The organism is Sphingomonas sp. Leaf242, from assembly GCF_001422045.1.
Classification (GTDB): Bacteria; Pseudomonadota; Alphaproteobacteria; order Sphingomonadales; family Sphingomonadaceae; genus Sphingomonas.
This window is the reverse complement of record NZ_LMLW01000008.1, coordinates 13,042-28,943: the sequence shown is the minus strand read 5'-3', so window position 1 is coordinate 28,943 and position 15,902 is coordinate 13,042. Positions and strand designations below refer to the sequence as shown.

Below are 15,902 nucleotides of genomic sequence, written 5' to 3'. Positions count from 1 at the left end.
GCGAAACCCGTTCAGCGGTTCGACCGGATAAGATGTACGATTCGCCGAAACATTGCCCTGCGTAACGAGACTGTAGCAAAGCCTTCGCGAAACTGACCCGGAACGGACCTAGTGGCGCCGGTGGTGGCACACTGGCCGCAGGGGACGTCATTTCAATGCGCAGTTTCAAAGGCCTGCTTCGGGCATCGGTTTCGCTCATCCTGCTCGCGGGTGCCGCTACGGCACAGGCGCAGACAGCACCTGCAACGGCGCAGGACCAGGCAGCGGTCGATCCGCAGACGGGCACGTCCGCGAGCAGCGACGACGCTGGCGAGATCGTCGTCACCGGCACCTATGCGCGCAGCCTGAAGGCGGCGACCGAGACCAAGCGCCGCGCCGATTACGGCGTGGATTCGATCAGCTCGACCGACATCGGCAAGTTCCCGACGCAGAACGTCGCCGAGGCGTTGCAGCTGGTGCCGGGCGTGACGATCACGCGGCCGCGCGGTGAGGGGCTGTATGTCAGCGTCCGCGGCCTGGGGCCGCAGTTCCAGAGCACGTTGCTCAACGGCAGCACGGTCGCGCTGAACGACCTGATCGAGAATGGCGGCGCGAACGGTCGTCAGTTCCGTTTCGAGATGCTGCCCGCCGAATTCACGTCGAGCATCGATGTCGTCAAGACGCCGACCGCGAACATGACCGAGGGCGCGCTGGGCGGCAACATCGACGTGAAGACGTTCCACCCGCTCGACGTCGGCACGAAGACGACGGTCAATCTGCGCGGCACCTATACGAGCCAGACCGACAAGGTGAAGCCGAACGCGACGCTGATCACCAGCTTCGCGAATGCCGCCGGTACGTTCGGTATCCTCGCGGGCGCGCAATATTGGGCGAAGTCGGTCCGCAACGATCGCTTCATCAACTTCGGCTGGAACCTTGACAAGTTCACGTCGGCCGCCTCGGGCGGGCTGCCCGCCGGGCTGTACACGCCGACGCGGACCCGGCCGACGATCGAGACCGAGGATCGCAAGCGGATCTCGGGCATGCTGTCCGCGCAGTGGAAGCCGAATGCGGAATTCGAGACGACGTTCGACGTCCTCGCGACCCGGCTCGACGTCGCCTATGACGAGTTCGGTCTCGACGTGTATCCCGACGATTCCAGCGTGTCGGGGCACCGACCCGTCATCGTGCCGTCCAGCGTGAAGCTCGATGGCGACACGGTGATCGCCGCGACGATCAACGACGTGCGGTTCATGGCCTCGCGCGAATACAGCCTCAACCGCCACGACCTGCTCAACATCGGTCTGCGCCAGACCTGGGACTCCGATGCCTGGCACGCATCGGGCGCGGTCAATTGGTCGAGCGCGCACAGCTATCACCCGAACTACGGTGAGGGCACGGTGCGCAGCCGGGCGATGTTCTTTGCACCGCTGACCTATGATGCGTCGGCCGGCTACAAGGCGATCCCGACCTTCACCACGCCGGTCGATCCGACCAACCCGGCGAACTACCAGCTGTACCAGTTCAACATCGCGCCGAAGAACAGCAAGGACTGGGATTTCTTCACGCGCGCCGATCTCGCGCATGATTTCGACGGCTTCATCACCAAGCTGGCGGCGGGCGGCGAGTATCACTGGCGCAAGCGCGACTATGCGCGCCGCGACTTCATCGTCAATCCGGCGCCCAACACCCCGTTGTCGAGCCTAGGGACGGGCGCGTACGAGCAATTGCCGTACGACGATTTCCTGAAAGGTGTTCCCGGCAACACGCTGCGCAATTTCCTGGTGCCGGTGACGCAGGCCTATCTCGACAAATTCTTCACCCCGGCGGTGCAGGCATCGGCGCTGACCCCGGCGGATCTGCGCTCGTCGTTCGTGGTCACCGAGAAGGTGCTGGGCGCCTATGCACGCGCCGACTACGGCTTCGATGCAGGCGCCGTGCCGGTCACCGGCAATATCGGCATCCGCTATGTCCATACCGACCAGGTGGCGAGCGGCACGTTGACGACGGGCAACGTCGCGACGCCGGCGAGCTTCCCCAAGACGTTCAACAACTGGTTGCCGAGCTTCAACCTGCGCGCCGAACTGACGCACGATCTGGTCGGCCGTCTCGCCGCCAGCCGCGTGCTGACGCGGCCGAACGTCACGGACAGCGCGCCGCGGATCACCGTCTCGACCGACGCGCCGACCGCGAGCGGCGGCAATCCGCAGCTGGTGCCGTTCCTGGCCACGCAGTTCGACGGATCGCTCGAATGGTATTTCAACCGTGCGGGATCACTGACCGGTGCGGTGTTCTACAAGGCGATGGACGACTACATCACGCAGCAGAACGTCAACATCGACATCCCCGGTCGCGGCACGGTGCTGCTGTCGACGCAGGTCAATGGCGGCGATGCCAAGGTGTACGGCGTCGAGGCGGCGTACAACCAGGTCTTCACGTTCCTGCCGGCGCCGTTCGACGGGTTCGGCATGCAGACCTCGTATACGCACACCTCGGTCAAGGCGAGCTACACAGCGGGCGCGCGACCGATCCGCGACGAGCTGATCGGACTGTCCAAGAACAGCTTCAACATCGTCGGGTTCTACGACAAGGGCCCGTTGTCGACGCGGCTGTCGTACGTCTGGCGCGACCGCTATCTGTCGGGCACCGGCAGCACGACGCAGGCGCCGGTCTACACCGCGCCGTTCGGGTCGCTCGACGGCAACATCTCGGTCAAGGCGAGCGACTCGGTGACCTTCAGCCTGGAGGGGATCAACCTGTCGGGCGCGCATCTCTATACGTATAACGACGACGAGAACCGCTTCGGCGAGATCAACTATTGGGGCCGGACGATCCTGTTCGGCGTGCGGGCGCAGTTCTGATGCGCGCCCGTCACGCCATGCTCGCCGCGCTCGTCCTCGCCAGCGGCGTCGGTGCGCAGACCGCGCCACCGTTGCGGATGAACGACATCCAGGTCGTCGGGTCGCACAACAGCTTCAAGGCGCAGATCCCGGCGGCGGTGATGGCGACGCTGCGCCAGCGCGATCCGAAGACCGCGGCGGCGCTCGATTACTATCACCTGCCGCTGTCCGCGCAGCTCGACCACGGCTTGCGGCAGATCGAGATCGACATCTTCGCCGATCCCCAGGGCGGGCGGTACGCGAACCCCAAGGGCGAGCAGATCGCCAAAGCGGCGGGCGAGAAGACGGCGTTCGATCGCGCGGCGATGCTGCGGCCGGGCTACAAGTCGTTTCACGTTCCCGACATCGACTATATCTCGACCTGCGTGACGTTGCAGCGCTGCCTTGGCGAGGTGACCGCGTGGTCGCGCGCGCATCCACGGCACCTGCCGATCATGATCACGATCAACGCCGCCGATACGCCGCAATCGCCGTTGGTGGCGGCGCCGTTGCCGCTCGACGACGCGACGCTGCTCGACTCGCTCGATCGCGAGATCCGCCAGGCGATACCGGGACGACGGCTGATCGTGCCCGACGACGTCCGCGGCGACGCGGCGACGCTGGCGGGTGCGGTGCACCACAAGGGCTGGCCGACGCTGGAGGCTGCGCGGGGGCGGATCTACATCCTGTTCGACGTGCGGCCCGCGGTGTCGAATGCGTACCGGACGGGCCATCCTTCGCTGCGCGGACGGGCGATGTTCGGCTGGTATCCCGACGGCGAGCCCGAGAGCGCGATCCAGATCGTCCAGGATCCGCTGGTCGACGGCGCGCGTATCCGCGATCTGGTCAAGGCGGGCGTGATCGTGCGGACGCGGACCGACGCCAACACCGTCGAGGCGCGGGCGCACGACCTGGCCAAGGCGAAGGCGGCGGCGGACAGTGGCGCGCAGGCGGTCAGCACCGATTATTATCCTGGCGCGCCCGATCCGGCGGGGCTGAAGTTCGCGGTGACGTTGCCCGGCGGCGCGATGGCGCGGTGCAATCCGGTGCTGGTCACCACGCCGTGCAAGGTTGCGCCCTGACATGAAGCTTTCGGCCCTCTTCGCCGTAGTGCTCGGCACCGGGTTCGCGCTCACGGGCAGCACGGCGCAATCGCCGACGCGCCCGGCCTTCGTCACCGAGCGCGCGGTGCTGGTCATGCGGCACGGCATCCGCGCCCCGCTGTCGGGCGAAGTGCCGGACGGGACGCGCACCGCGACGCCCTGGCCAAAATGGAGCGTCGCCGAAAGCCGGGTCACGCCGCACGGCGCGCGCGCGCTCGAGATCGTCGCGGGCGAGGACCGCAAATGGCTCGCCGCGAAGGGTCTGCTCGACACGCAGGGCTGCCCGGCGGCGGGGGCGGTGCGGATCGCGAGCAACAGTTCGGAGCGGACGATCGACAGCGGCGAGGATTACGCGAACGGCTTTGCGCCAGATTGCGCGATCGCCGTCGAGCATCGGCCGGTCGGGACGGTCGATCCGATGTTCGAGCCTCTGCGTGCGCACGCGACCACGTTCGATGCGAAGGCGGCGATCGCCGATATCGATCGCTCCACCGGGGGCATGACCGCGTTGGTGGAGCGGCACGCACGCGAGATCGCCGAGCTCGACCGCGTTCTCGGCTGCGGCAGCGGGTGCGTACCGGGCGGGCCACCGCGCGTGTCGGCCGAGGACGACGGGCACGGCATCGCATTGGAGGGGCCGATCCGTGGCACGTCCGGCGTCGCGCAGGTCCTGCTGCTGCAATATGTCGAGGGTCTGCCCGCGCGCGATGTCGGCTGGGGGCGGGTCGATGCCGCCGGGCTGAAGCGGTTGGGCGCGCTGCACGCCGCGTTGTTCGCGGTGTTCACGCGGCCGCCGTACATGGCGGCGCATCAGGCGGCGCTGCTCGGCCGCCGCGTGTTACAGTCGCTCGAGGCTGGGCCAAAGCTCGACGTGCTGATGGGGCACGACACCAACGTCACCGCGGTCGCGGCGGCACTCGACGTGGATCTCGTCACCGCGGGCTATGCGACCAACGATGTTCCGCCCGGTGGGGCGCTGCTGTTCGAGCGGGTTCGCGAGACGCGGAGCGGGCGGGCGTTCGTCCGCGTGTCCTATCGCACGCAGTCCCCCGAGGTGCTGCGATCGGGCGGCCATGCGATGACCGTAGCCCCGCTGCGGGTCCCCGGATGCGGCGGCGAGCTTTGCCCGGTCGCCGTGTTCGAACGCGTGTTGTCGGCGCGCCTGGCTGCGGTCCGCTAGAAGTCGTACACGCCCCCCGGGACCGCGGCGACGAAGCGGTCCGGGGGAATATCGGAGGCTGCCAGCGCCGCCGCGAGCGCACGCGTTGGCGCATCGCGCGCCTCGTCGGTGAGCTGGAACGTGCCCCAGTGAATCCCCAATGCACGACGCGCGTCGACGTCGCGGAAGATGTCGACCGCTTCGGCCGGATCGACATGCTGCGCCGCCATGAACCAGCGCGGCTCGTACGCGCCGATCGGGATCAGCGCGACGTCGGGCGATCCCAGCCGCGCGCGCACCTCATGGAAGATCGCGCCATCGCCATAGCCCGTATCGCCGACGAACCAGATCGTGCCCGCGGGGGTGTCGAGATGATGACCCGCCCATAGCGCCATCCGCACGTCGTTCGGCCAGCGGTTCGCCCAATGGCTCGCGGGCGTCAGCGTCGTCGCGATGTCGCTGCCGAGCGACAGCCGGTCCCACCAGTCGCCGACGATGCATCGCGCGTCGGGCACCGCGGCGCGAACGATCGTGTCGTTGCCGAGCGGCATCGCCATCAGCGGCGCATGGACCGCCTGGATGCGCCGCAGCGTCGCGATATCGAGATGGTCGTAATGGCAGTGGCTGAGCAGCACGACGTCGATCGGCGGCAGGTCGTCGAACGCGATCCCCGGCGCGGCGGCTCGCTTGGGTCCGGCGAACGAGACCGGGCTGACCCGCTCCGACCAGACCGGATCGATCAGGATGTTGCGGCCGGCAACCTGCACCAGCAGCGAGGCGTGCCCGACCATAGTGATCCGCAGGCCATCGACCCGCGGCGATGGCTTGGCCGGAGTAACGGGTACCGAACTCGGCCACCGCGCCGCACCTCGCGCCAGCTTCCACCGGAGGACGTCGCCGAGACCGCGATCGGTCGCAGATTGCCCGGGATTGAAGAATCGCACGCCGTCGAAATGGTCGCTCGGCGGGCCCTGATAATAGCGGTTGCGCGGCATGATCGCGTGGTAGCGACAATCGGGCATGAACGCGATGCGGTACCCGCACGCTGGACCTGTTTCGCGCCTCCGTCGCAGCACGGAAACAGGGTTCGGACCGCGTTACCGTCGTGCAACGTAATCGAGATTATTCGCAGCAAAAATGCTTATAATTGTAATATTGTCTTGCTTGATTGCGCGGATGCGGCATTCTTGGGTCATAATAAGACACCTGGGGAGGTGGCGTAAGGTTTCATACGGGGGGATTTATGCGAACATCGAAGAGCTTTTTGCGTGTCGGCACCGGCGGATTTGCGCTGGCGGCGATGCTGGCCGGAGCCTCGGCTCATGCGCAGGCCGTGACGACGGTTCCAGCCGAGCAGGCGGCAACTGGAACGGCCGAGGCGCCCGGCGAGGACATCGTCGTCACCGGCTCGCGTATCCGCCGCAGCCCGCTCGATCAGCCTTCACCGGTCGTAACGGTCGATGCGGAATCGATTCAGCGGACCGGGCTGTCGTCGGTCGCCGACGTGCTCCAGCGACTCCCCAGCGCGGCTGGCGGTCTCAATTCGAAGGTCAACAATTCGGGTAACATCGGCAATCCGCCCGACGGCGGCGGCGTCGGTGCAGGCTCGGCCGAGATCGACCTGCGCTATCTGACCGCCAAGCGGACGCTGGTGCTGGTCGACGGCCTGCGGTTCGTCAACGGCGCATCGGCGAGCGGCATCCCCTCGACCGTCGATCTCAACACGATCCAGGTCGGGTCGATCGAGCGCATCGAAGTGCTGCAATCCGGCCAGTCGCCGCTGTACGGCTCGGACGCACTCGCAGGCGTCGTCAACATCATCACCAAGTCGCAGCAGAAGGGGCTGAAGGCCTCCGCGCAGTTCGGCACGTTCCGCCAAGGCGACGGCCATACGCAGGACTATAACGTCAGCTACGGCATCCAGGCACCGCGCACGAGCGTGGTGTTCGGCGGCAGCTATGTGAAGCAGGAAGCGGTCAGCACGCGCGATCGCAAGATCTCGCAGTTCCCCAATCCCGGCCAGCGCGCCTGCGAGGAGCCGATCGGCGGCTGTTCGGGCGCGACCCCCAACGGATTCTTCCAGGTCGGCGGCCGGAACCTGACGCTGAAGTCGGCCCCTATCCTCGGGCGGCCACGCTACGACGCCGCCAACCCGACCGGCCCGAACAGCGATTTCAAGGAGTTCACCGCCGCCGACCGCTTCAACTTCTCGCCCTACAACTATTTCCTGACCCCGTCCGAACGGTACGGCTTCTTCGTCAGCGCCAAGCAAGAGCTCACCGATACCGTGAACCTGCGCGTGAAGATGAACTACACGCGCCGTAATTCGCAGAACCAGGCGGCGTTCCTGCCGCTCGTGATCGGGCCGGATGCGGGCAACGGCAATCTGCTCGACACGATCTCGGTGGACGCGACCAATCCGTACAACCCGTTCGGCTACACGCTGTCGGCTGGGGGTGCCGGCAACGGTCCGGCAAACTATTCGACGGTCCGCCGTCGTCTGGTGGAAGCGGGCCAGCGCACCTATTCGCAGACCGTCGACACGATGTCGGCGACCGCCACCTTGGATGGCTCTTTCCATCTCGGCGAGCGCAAATTCTATTGGGACGTCAACGCGGTCTTCGGCTTCAACGACGCCAAGCAGCTGTTCACCGGCAACATCAACGCCGCCAATCTCGCCCAGGCGCTCGGTCCGGTCGCGAACTGCACCGGGGCGTGCGTACCGTTCAACATCTTTGGGGGCGCAGGCTCGGTCACCCCGGCCATGCTCGGCTATATCGCGTTCGACGAGCGTGCGCGCAGCGCGCAGAGTCTCGAGGACTATACCGCCAACATCTCGGGCGAACTGTTCGACCTGCCCGCCGGCGCCGTCGGCCTCGCCGCAGGCTATGAGCACCGCGTCCAATATGGCAGCTTCACGCCCGATCCGCTGATCACCGCCGGGCTTGGCGCCGACATCCCCGCGCAACCGGCGCGCGGGCATTTCGATTCGGACGAGGTCTATGCCGAGCTGCGCGTACCCTTGATCCACAACACGCCGCTCATCCAGTCGCTCGAGATCGGCGGTGCGGTGCGGCATTCGAACTATTCGATCAGCGGCAGCAACACGACCTATACCGGCAGCGGCCTGTGGAAACCGTTCAGCGACCTGCTGTTGCGCGCGTCCTATGCGCAAGGCTTCCGCGCGCCGAGCATCGGCGAATTGTTCGGCGCGGAATCGCGATCGGACGCGTCGATCGACGATCCCTGCACCAACGTCGCGGGATCGCCCTATCAGTCGTCGGCGACCGTTCGCACCAACTGCATCGCCAACGGCGTGCCCGCGAGTGGCAGCTATCAGGAGCCCAATGGCGGTCAGCTCAGCGTCCTGACCGGCGGCAACAAGGCGTTGAAGCCCGAGACGTCGCGGACCTGGCTGTTCGGCGCGGTCTATGCGCCGAGCTGGGCACGGACCAGCGGGATCGCCAGCCAGCTGAGCATCGAGGGCAATTACTACGACGTCAAGGTCGACGACGCGATCGCCGCGACCGATGCGACGCTGACGCTCAGCCGTTGCGCGCAGGCCGCGGACGCACTCAGCTGCGCGGCGATCTCCCGGACGCCGAACGGCCTGATCTCGCGGATCAACGCGCAGTTGCAGAACATCGGCGGCATCCGCACCCGCGGCGTCGACGTGACCGCGGTCTACCGCTCACCGCAGACCTCGGCCGGGACGTTCGGGCTTTCGCTCAACGGCAATATCCTGCTGAAATACGCCGAGAGCTTCCCGGCGACGGTCGGCTTCACCACCACCAACTACCAGGGCACGACGCGTGGGTCGCCCGAGCAGTCCTATCCGAAGTTCAAGGGCAATGCGGTCGTCGACTGGGACATCGGCATGGCGCGCGCCTCGTTCACCGGCCGCTACATCAAGAGCGTGAAGGAAGCCGACGGCAAGACGCTCGACAACACCTTCTATGGCGACGTCCAGCTGACGCTGACGCCCGACTGGCTCGAACGCCGGCTGGGGCTGACGATCGGCGTGAACAACGTCTTCAACCAGGATCCACCCGCCTGCTTCAGCTGCACCGGGCCGAACTATGATCCGACCACCTACGACGTGCCGGGGCAGTTCGGCTATGTCCGACTGTCCTGGGGGCTCTGACCGACCCACATAGGGATGCGGGCAAGGGGGCGGGCGTGGAGCGATCCACGCTCGCCCTGTACCGTTCGGCCCGTCGCCTTCGGGACACGAAGCAGGCCGCGCGGTGCCGGGTGCCGCACACTGCGCATGGTAATCCGCGCCGTCGCCCCCATCTGGCGCACTCGATAGAGTGAGCGATGGAGAACGACATGAACATCCTGATGGTGCTGACCTCGCATGATCGCCTCGGCGATACCGGCGAGAAGACCGGTTTCTGGCTCGAGGAGTTCGCAGCGCCCTATTACGTGCTGAAGGAAGCGGGCGCGGCGATCACGCTGGCGTCGCCCAAGGGCGGCCAGCCGCCGCTCGATCCCAAGAGCAACGACGAGAGCGCGAAGACCGCCGAGACTCGCCGGTTCGAAGGCGACGACGAGGCCAAGGCGCTGCTCGCGACGACTCACCGGCTCGATACGGTGTCGATCGCGGATTTCGATGCGGTCTTCTATCCGGGTGGTCACGGCCCGTTGTGGGATCTGGCCGAAGATGCGACCTCGCGTGCGCTGATTGAAGGTGCGATCGCCGCGAACAAGCCGGTCGCCGCGGTCTGCCATGCGCCGGGTGTCTTGCGTCACGTCAAGAACGCGGACGGCAGCCCGCTCGTGGCGGGCAAGAAGGTTACCGGGTTCACCAACACCGAGGAAGCCGCGGTCGGGCTGACCGACGTCGTTCCGTTCCTGGTCGAGGATATGCTCAAGGAGCAGGGTGGCATCTATTCGAAGACCGGCGACTGGGGCGTCCATGTCCTGCGCGACGGCTTGCTGATCACCGGGCAGAACCCGGCGTCGTCCGCAGCGGCGGCGCAGGAGTTGGTGAAGGCGCTGGGGTAACTGCCGGGCGGTCTTTGGTTCGCTCGTTGTAATTTAACTCCTGCGACGTGTAACGATCGCTGATGCCCGGGCGCGTGTTATCCCCGCGCAGGCGGGGATCCATATGCCCGCAGGCTTGCGATCATCTCGCCCCCTCCCTGAAAGGGAGGGGCCGGGGGTGGGTAGGCCCGCTTGTGCCGCTGGCGTTCGGCGATACGGAACCCGACCCACCCCCGCCCCCTCCCTTTCAGGGAGGGGGGAAGTACGGAGGCGGGCGCGTCGAACGTCGATCAGTTCTAGCTTTAGAGACTCCTGCCTGCACGGGAGCAACAGTTGTGGGCAACGCTCGGTAGCAGGAATCCGGTATTCGCCTGCCGCGCAACCGATTAAGGCCCTCACGGTACCGCCGTTCGAGGATCGATCCTGCACGCTACTGTCCTTCTGAAATGGGTTCGCCGGCGGGTCCGCGCGAGCGAGGTGGCGTTCGTCGTGCTCGCGGCGGTGGTCGGCGCCGGGGCCGGGCTGTTCAGCGTGCTCCAGGGGGCGATCGCGCGGACGATGCAACGCGTCCTGTTCGACCTGCCGCTCGGCGCGCGCCTCAGCGCGGTACCGGCGCTGCCGCTGACGGCGCTCCTCGTGCTGCCGATCGGCGGCGCGATCCTCGCCGCATTCTCCTGGGCGACGCGCGCGCGAACGCGGCGGATGGTCGACGCGGTCGAGGCGAACGCGCTCCACGGCGGCCGCATGTCGGTGCGCGACAGCCTGATCATTTCCGGACAGACGATCCTCTCGAACGGCTTCGGCGCCTCGGTCGGGCTCGAGGCCGCCTATGCGCAGCTCGGCGGCGCGGTGGCGTCGGTGGTCGGCAACGCCTTCACGCTGCGCCGCGCCGATCTGCGCAACCTGGTCGGCGCGGGCACCGGCGCGGCGATCGCGGCGGCGTTCGGTGCGCCGCTCGCCGGCGCGTTCTACGCGTTCGAGATCGTTATCGGCGCGTATACGCCGACCGCACTGGCACCGGTCGTCGCCGCCGCGCTGGCCGGCACGCTGGTCGCGCAACAGCTCGGCATCCATCCCTATGTGATCGATGCGGCCTCGACGATGGCGACCGAATCGCATCATTATCTGATCTATGCGGCACTCGGCGCGCTCTGTGCCGGGATCGGCATCGCGCTGATGCGCGCGGTCGGCTTCGTCGAGGCGGGAACGCGGCGGTTGCGCCTGCCCGACTGGGCGCGGCCGGCGATCGGCGGGATGCTGCTGATCCCGATCGCGCTGATGTCGCCGCAGGTCTTGTCGGCCGGGCACGGCGCGCTTCACGCCGATCTCGCAGTCGGCGCGCCGTTGCTGTTCATCCTGACGATCTTCCTCGCCAAATGCGCCGCGTCGATCGTCTCGCTCGGCTTCGGCTTTCGCGGCGGGCTGTTCTTCGCGTCGCTGTTTCTCGGCACGCTGGTCGGGCATCTCTTCGCCGGCAGCATGGCCGCATTCGTCGGGCATGACGTGATCGATCCCCGCAACGCCGCACTCGTTGGGATGGCGGCGCTCGCGGTCGCGGTGGTCGGCGGGCCGATGACGATGGTGATGCTCGTGCTGGAGGCGACGCATGATTTCGCGGCGACCGGCGCGGTGCTGGCGGCGGTGCTGGTATCGTCGACGATCGTGCGCGAGGCGTTCGGCTACAGCTTCTCGACGTGGCGGCTTCACCTGCGCGGCGAGACGATCAAGAGCGCGCGCGACGTCGGCTGGGTCAAGACACTGACCGCGGGGCGGATGATGCGCCGCGAGACCAAGGTGATGCGCGCCGACCTGACGATGGCGGAGTTTCGCCGGCAGGTGCCGCTCGGCGCGACCAGCCGCGCGGTGCTGGTCGACGATGCCGCGCGTTATGCCGGGATCGTCCAGACCCCCACCGCCTACGCCGAGGGCCATGATCCGCAGGCACCCGTCGGCGGGTTGGCGATCAACACAGAGGCCGCGCTCGCGCCGGCGATGGACATCACCGAAGTCATGGCGCGGTTCGACGCCTCGGGCGCGGACGAACTGGCGGTGCTCGACGACGATCGGCACGTGCTCGGGCTGTTGTCCGAATCGTTCGTCCGCCGACGCTATGCCGAGGAACTGGAAAAGGCGCAGCGCGCGCTGTTCGGCGAGCGATGACCGGGCAATCGTCCTGATCGGCGAGAACCATCTGGACTAGCGGCGGCGACGGTACGATCGTGCGCACCGGTTCGGCGATGGCGTCGGCCGCTGGGAGACGGACAATGAAGGTCATGTTGATGGGCGCGGTCGTGGCGATCGCCACCGCTGCCGTACCGGTGGCTGCGCAAAAGACGAATGCGGTCATAACCAGGGCGCTGGCGGATCCCGCGCGCGCCGACCAGCAGGGCGACGACGCGCGCCGCAAGGCCGCCGACGTGCTGGCGTTCTCGGGCGTGAAGCCGGGCGACGTGGTGGTCGATTACCTGCCGGGTGCAGGCTATTGGACGCGCATCTTTACCGGCATCGTCGGGCCCAAGGGCCATGTCTACGCGGTATGGCCGGCGGCAGGCGCCAAATATGCCGAGAAGTCGTTGCCGGCGTTGCAGGCACGCGCGCTTGGTAACGTGACCGCCGAGGTCCAGGCGACCAACCTGCCGACCTCGCCCAAGCCCGTCGACCTGTTCTGGACGGTGCAGAATTACCACGACATCCCGAACGACGGCGCGGGCGAGCCGGCATTGCGCGCGTTCGATACCGCGGTGTTCCGCATGCTCAAGCGCGGCGGCACCTATGTGGTGATCGACCATGCCGACGCGCCGGGCACCGGCATGACCGGCACCAGCACGCGGCACCGGATCGATCCGGCGGCGGTCAAGACGCAGGTCGAGGCGGCGGGGTTCAAATTCGTCGGCCAGTCGCCCGTGTTGCGCAATCCGGCCGACGATCACAGCAAGGCGGTGTTCGACCCTGCCATTCGCGGCAAGACCGACCAGTTCGTCTACAAGTTCAGGAAGCCGTAAGCGGCGCTGTTTGGGTGGTCCGCGCTGGTCGACGTCGCTTCGGATCGTCGACCAGCCGGGGAATACTGGTGCTGCCGGTGAGGATTGAACTCACGACCTCAGCCTTACCAAGGATGCGCTCTACCACTGAGCTACGGCAGCACTCGCTGGCATCGCTGCCGGCGGAGTGGGGCTAAGAGACGAGGGCGGCGCGATTGTCAAGCTGTCGTGCCGCAATGTAGGGCGTATTTATGGACGATCGGGATCGAAAGGCGGCGGAGAAGGCCGAGCGCATGGCGGCTGCGCTGCGCGAGAATCTGCGGCGACGGAAGGCGCAGGCGCGGGCCGTGGGCGCGGCGCCTGCGATCAAGGACGAGCCCTCTAGCTGAGCGGCGCGCACTTGGCGGTGAGCCAGGCGCGATCCTCCGCGTCGGTCATTTCGGGGGTCAGGACCGCCATCACCTTCGCGTGATAGTCGTCGACCCACTGGCGCTCGGCCGCGGTCAGCAGCGTCGGCTCGATCAGCGTGCGTTCGATCGGGCAGAAGGTGAGCGTCTCGAAGCCGAGCATCGCGCGGTCCGCACCGGGGATCGCGCGGGGTTCGATCAGGATCAGGTTCTCGATGCGGATGCCGTACTCGCCGGCCTTGTAATAGCCGGGCTCGTTGGAGAGCATCATGCCGGCGCGTAAGGGTTCCATCGCCGCGCCGCCGGGGTAGTTGGGCGCGGCGATCCGCTGCGGGCCTTCGTGGACCGCGAGATACGCGCCGACGCCGTGGCCGGTGCCGTGGCCGAAATCGAGGCCGGCTTCCCAGAGCGGGCGGCGTGCGAACGCGTCGATCTGGCCGCCCATCGTGCCGTCGGGGAAGACCGCGGTGGCGATGCCGATATGGCCCTTGAGGACGCGCGTGAAGCGGTCGCGCATCTCTGCGGTCGGTTCGCCGATCGGCATGACGCGCGTCACGTCGGTGGTGCCGTCGGCATATTGGCCGCCGGAATCGATCAGGTAGAGCTGGCCGGGTTCGATCGGTGCGCTCGATTCCTCGGTGACGTGATAGTGCGGGATCGCGCCGTGCGGGCCGGTCGCGGAGATCGTGTCGAACGAGGTGTCCTTCAGGGCGCCGGTCTGTTCGCGGAACGCGAGCAGCTTGGCGGCGGCGCTGAGTTCGGTCTGGCTCCCCTTCACGCACTCGATTTCGACCCAGCGGAGGAAGCGCGCGAGCGCGGCGCCGTCGCGCGCGGAGGCGGCGCGGTGGCCCGCGATTTCGACGGGATTCTTGATCGCCTTGGCGAGGACGACGGGATCGCGCAGCGGCAGGATCTTCGCGCCGCCCGCCTGCAGCGCCTGCGTGATTGCGGCGACCGCGCGTTCGGGGTCTGCGGCGACGCGCTTGCCGGCATAGGTCGCGAGGGCCGCTGAAAACGCGCTGCGATCATGCAGGCGAACCGCGTTACCGAGATGCTGGCGCACCGCGTCGTCGAGCTTGTCGGGCGCGACGAACAGGTCGGTCGTGCCGTCCGCGCCGACGATCGCATAAGAGAGCGCGACAGGGGTGTGATCGACGTCGTTGCCGCGGATGTTGAGCGCCCAGGCGATCGAGTCCAGCGCGGTGAGGACGACCGCGTCGGCATTCTGCTCGGAGAGCCAGTCGGCGATTTTTGCGCGCTTCTCGGCCGAGGACGCGCCGGTGAACGCGTCGGGCTGGACGGTGAGCTTGGCAGGCGAGGGCAGGGGGCGGTTGGTCCAGATCGCATCGACCGGGTTGGCGTCGACCGCGACCAGCGTCGCGCCGCGATCGGCGAGCGCGGCGGTGGCGTCGGCGACCCAGCCGCCGGTGTGAAGCCACGGGTCGTAGCCGATGCGGCCGCCTTCGGGGGCGTGCTTGGCGAGCCACGCGGCGGGGCTGGTCTGGGGCACGTCGGCATACGCCCACAGCGCGCCGTCGACCTGGTCGCGGACCTGGATCGTGTAGCGGCCATCGGTAAAGATCGCGGCGCGGTCGGCGAGGACTACGGCGGTCCCGGCCGACCCGCCGAACCCGGTCAGCCAGCCGAGCCGCTGCGCGTACCCGCCGACATATTCGCTCATATGCTCGTCGGTCAGCGGGATCACGAAGCCGTCGAGACGGTCGGTTGCGAGCTGCGCGCGCAGGGCGGCGAGGCGGTCGGTCGGGGTCGGCATGGGGCGGACTCTCTGGTCTGGAAATGGCGCGTGGACGGCAAAGCAGCGCGATAGCATCTTGGTCGGTTCCGGGCGACAGTATCGCGAAACGAGAGGCCGATCCGGACTATCGAGCGTGGTCGGGTATCGTACCCTTCGGTCACGATGCCCGCCGCACGGGCGCCGTTCAGCTTGCCGGGCGTACACGGCGTGCCGCATCGATCCGCGATGCTGCAAGGAGTGTCCGATGAAAGCCGTGTTTGCCGTAGCCCTCGCCGTCGCTGCCCCGATTTTCGCTACTGGCGGTGCCGACGCGCAGTCGTTGAAGCAGACCTATCCGAGCTGCGATATTCGCGCCCAACACACGCTGAAGGCCGAGACCGGCGGCAGCATCAAGGATGCCCGACAGGCGCATATATCGATGCGCGCGAACATCCTCGAAGCGGACCTCGGCACCGCCCGCAAGGCACGCCGGCTGACGCAGCGACAGGCCGACACGCTGTTCAAGCAGGTCGAGGCGGTGCGTCATGCGACCGACCGTTTCGTGAAGAAACAGGGCTTCCTCAGCGCGGCCGAGCGCGCCAGCTACGATCGCGAGCTGGACGCGGTGGCGATGCGGATCTGCCGTTCATGAGCCGTTGATCGAACGGTC

The 15,902-nt window shown here is 67.4% G+C and carries 11 protein-coding genes and 1 tRNA gene; 9 read left to right on the top strand and 3 right to left on the bottom strand.

The annotated features are described in order from the left end of the window. Positions 1-155: 155 nt before the first annotated feature. From ASF09_RS08015 to ASF09_RS08005, 3 genes are read left to right on the top strand one after another with little or no spacing between them, the layout of a single operon-like run. The gene (locus ASF09_RS08015) at positions 156-2,840 is read left to right on the top strand and encodes a TonB-dependent receptor (RefSeq protein ID WP_060525767.1); all 2,685 of its coding nucleotides are present in this window, start codon (positions 156-158) and stop codon (positions 2,838-2,840) included. Beyond that, positions 2,840-3,940, top strand: coding sequence for a Ca2+-dependent phosphoinositide-specific phospholipase C (locus ASF09_RS08010; protein ID WP_060525766.1), 1,101 nt, complete (start codon positions 2,840-2,842; stop codon positions 3,938-3,940). Before ASF09_RS08015 ends, ASF09_RS08010 begins: the two co-directional genes overlap by 1 nt. A gap of 1 nt (position 3,941) precedes the next feature. Next, positions 3,942-5,141, top strand: a complete 1,200-nt coding sequence (locus tag ASF09_RS08005; protein WP_082444176.1) for a histidine-type phosphatase — start codon at positions 3,942-3,944, stop codon at positions 5,139-5,141. On the opposite strand, the gene ASF09_RS08000 is transcribed toward ASF09_RS08005, so the two are convergent. Further along, on the bottom strand, positions 5,138-6,115 hold the full coding sequence (locus ASF09_RS08000) for an MBL fold metallo-hydrolase (protein ID WP_060526269.1): 978 nt from the start codon (positions 6,113-6,115) through the stop codon (positions 5,138-5,140). The two genes, ASF09_RS08005 and ASF09_RS08000, sit on opposite strands and share 4 nt — an antisense overlap. A 248-nt stretch (positions 6,116-6,363) precedes the next feature. Between ASF09_RS08000 and ASF09_RS07995 the strand changes: the two genes are divergently transcribed. The 4 genes from ASF09_RS07995 (at position 6,364) to ASF09_RS07980 (ending at position 13,111) form a co-directional block, all read left to right on the top strand. Continuing rightward, complete coding sequence (locus ASF09_RS07995; protein WP_060525765.1) at positions 6,364-9,264, top strand: TonB-dependent receptor domain-containing protein; 2,901 nt, start codon at positions 6,364-6,366, stop codon at positions 9,262-9,264. 188 nt (positions 9,265-9,452) lie between these two features. Then, positions 9,453-10,130: a type 1 glutamine amidotransferase domain-containing protein gene (locus ASF09_RS07990; RefSeq protein ID WP_060526268.1), complete on the top strand. Its 678-nt coding sequence runs from the start codon at positions 9,453-9,455 to the stop codon at positions 10,128-10,130. 456 nt (positions 10,131-10,586) lie between these two features. Beyond that, on the top strand, positions 10,587-12,269 hold the full coding sequence (locus ASF09_RS07985) for a chloride channel protein (RefSeq protein ID WP_235529743.1): 1,683 nt from the start codon (positions 10,587-10,589) through the stop codon (positions 12,267-12,269). A gap of 104 nt (positions 12,270-12,373) precedes the next feature. After that, positions 12,374-13,111, top strand: a complete 738-nt coding sequence (locus ASF09_RS07980) for a class I SAM-dependent methyltransferase (protein ID WP_060525763.1) — start codon at positions 12,374-12,376, stop codon at positions 13,109-13,111. A 66-nt stretch (positions 13,112-13,177) separates the two neighbouring features. On the opposite strand, the gene ASF09_RS07975 is transcribed toward ASF09_RS07980, so the two are convergent. Next, a tRNA-Thr gene (locus ASF09_RS07975) sits at positions 13,178-13,252 on the bottom strand. 89 nt (positions 13,253-13,341) lie between these two features. Here ASF09_RS07975 and ASF09_RS20660 point away from each other — a divergent pair. Continuing rightward, a complete protein-coding gene (locus tag ASF09_RS20660) occupies positions 13,342-13,479 on the top strand; it encodes a hypothetical protein (protein ID WP_168371626.1) in 138 nt (45 codons plus the stop codon). Here ASF09_RS20660 and ASF09_RS07970 read toward each other — a convergent pair. After that, complete coding sequence (locus ASF09_RS07970; protein WP_060525762.1) at positions 13,472-15,271, bottom strand: aminopeptidase P family protein; 1,800 nt, start codon at positions 15,269-15,271, stop codon at positions 13,472-13,474. The two genes, ASF09_RS20660 and ASF09_RS07970, sit on opposite strands and share 8 nt — an antisense overlap. 226 nt (positions 15,272-15,497) lie before the next feature. Between ASF09_RS07970 and ASF09_RS07965 the strand changes: the two genes are divergently transcribed. After that, positions 15,498-15,884: a hypothetical protein gene (locus tag ASF09_RS07965; RefSeq protein ID WP_060525761.1), complete on the top strand. Its 387-nt coding sequence runs from the start codon at positions 15,498-15,500 to the stop codon at positions 15,882-15,884. Positions 15,885-15,902: the final 18 nt, after the last annotated feature.

Excerpts from the sequence above, each read along its gene's own strand:
- ASF09_RS08005 (WP_082444176.1), top strand. The coding sequence starts at position 3,942 with ATGAAGCTTTCGGCCCTCTTCGCCGTAGTGCTCGGCACCGGGTTCGCG.
- ASF09_RS07990 (WP_060526268.1), top strand. The coding sequence starts at position 9,453 with ATGAACATCCTGATGGTGCTGACCTCGCATGATCGCCTCGGCGATACC.
- ASF09_RS07995 (WP_060525765.1), top strand. The coding sequence starts at position 6,364 with ATGCGAACATCGAAGAGCTTTTTGCGTGTCGGCACCGGCGGATTTGCG.
- ASF09_RS08000 (WP_060526269.1), bottom strand. The coding sequence starts at position 6,115 with ATGCCGCGCAACCGCTATTATCAGGGCCCGCCGAGCGACCATTTCGAC.
- ASF09_RS20660 (WP_168371626.1), top strand. The coding sequence starts at position 13,342 with ATGGACGATCGGGATCGAAAGGCGGCGGAGAAGGCCGAGCGCATGGCG.
- ASF09_RS07970 (WP_060525762.1), bottom strand. The coding sequence starts at position 15,271 with ATGCCGACCCCGACCGACCGCCTCGCCGCCCTGCGCGCGCAGCTCGCA.
- ASF09_RS07980 (WP_060525763.1), top strand. The coding sequence starts at position 12,374 with ATGAAGGTCATGTTGATGGGCGCGGTCGTGGCGATCGCCACCGCTGCC.
- ASF09_RS08010 (WP_060525766.1), top strand. The coding sequence starts at position 2,840 with ATGCGCGCCCGTCACGCCATGCTCGCCGCGCTCGTCCTCGCCAGCGGC.
- ASF09_RS08015 (WP_060525767.1), top strand. The coding sequence starts at position 156 with ATGCGCAGTTTCAAAGGCCTGCTTCGGGCATCGGTTTCGCTCATCCTG.
- ASF09_RS07965 (WP_060525761.1), top strand. The coding sequence starts at position 15,498 with ATGAAAGCCGTGTTTGCCGTAGCCCTCGCCGTCGCTGCCCCGATTTTC.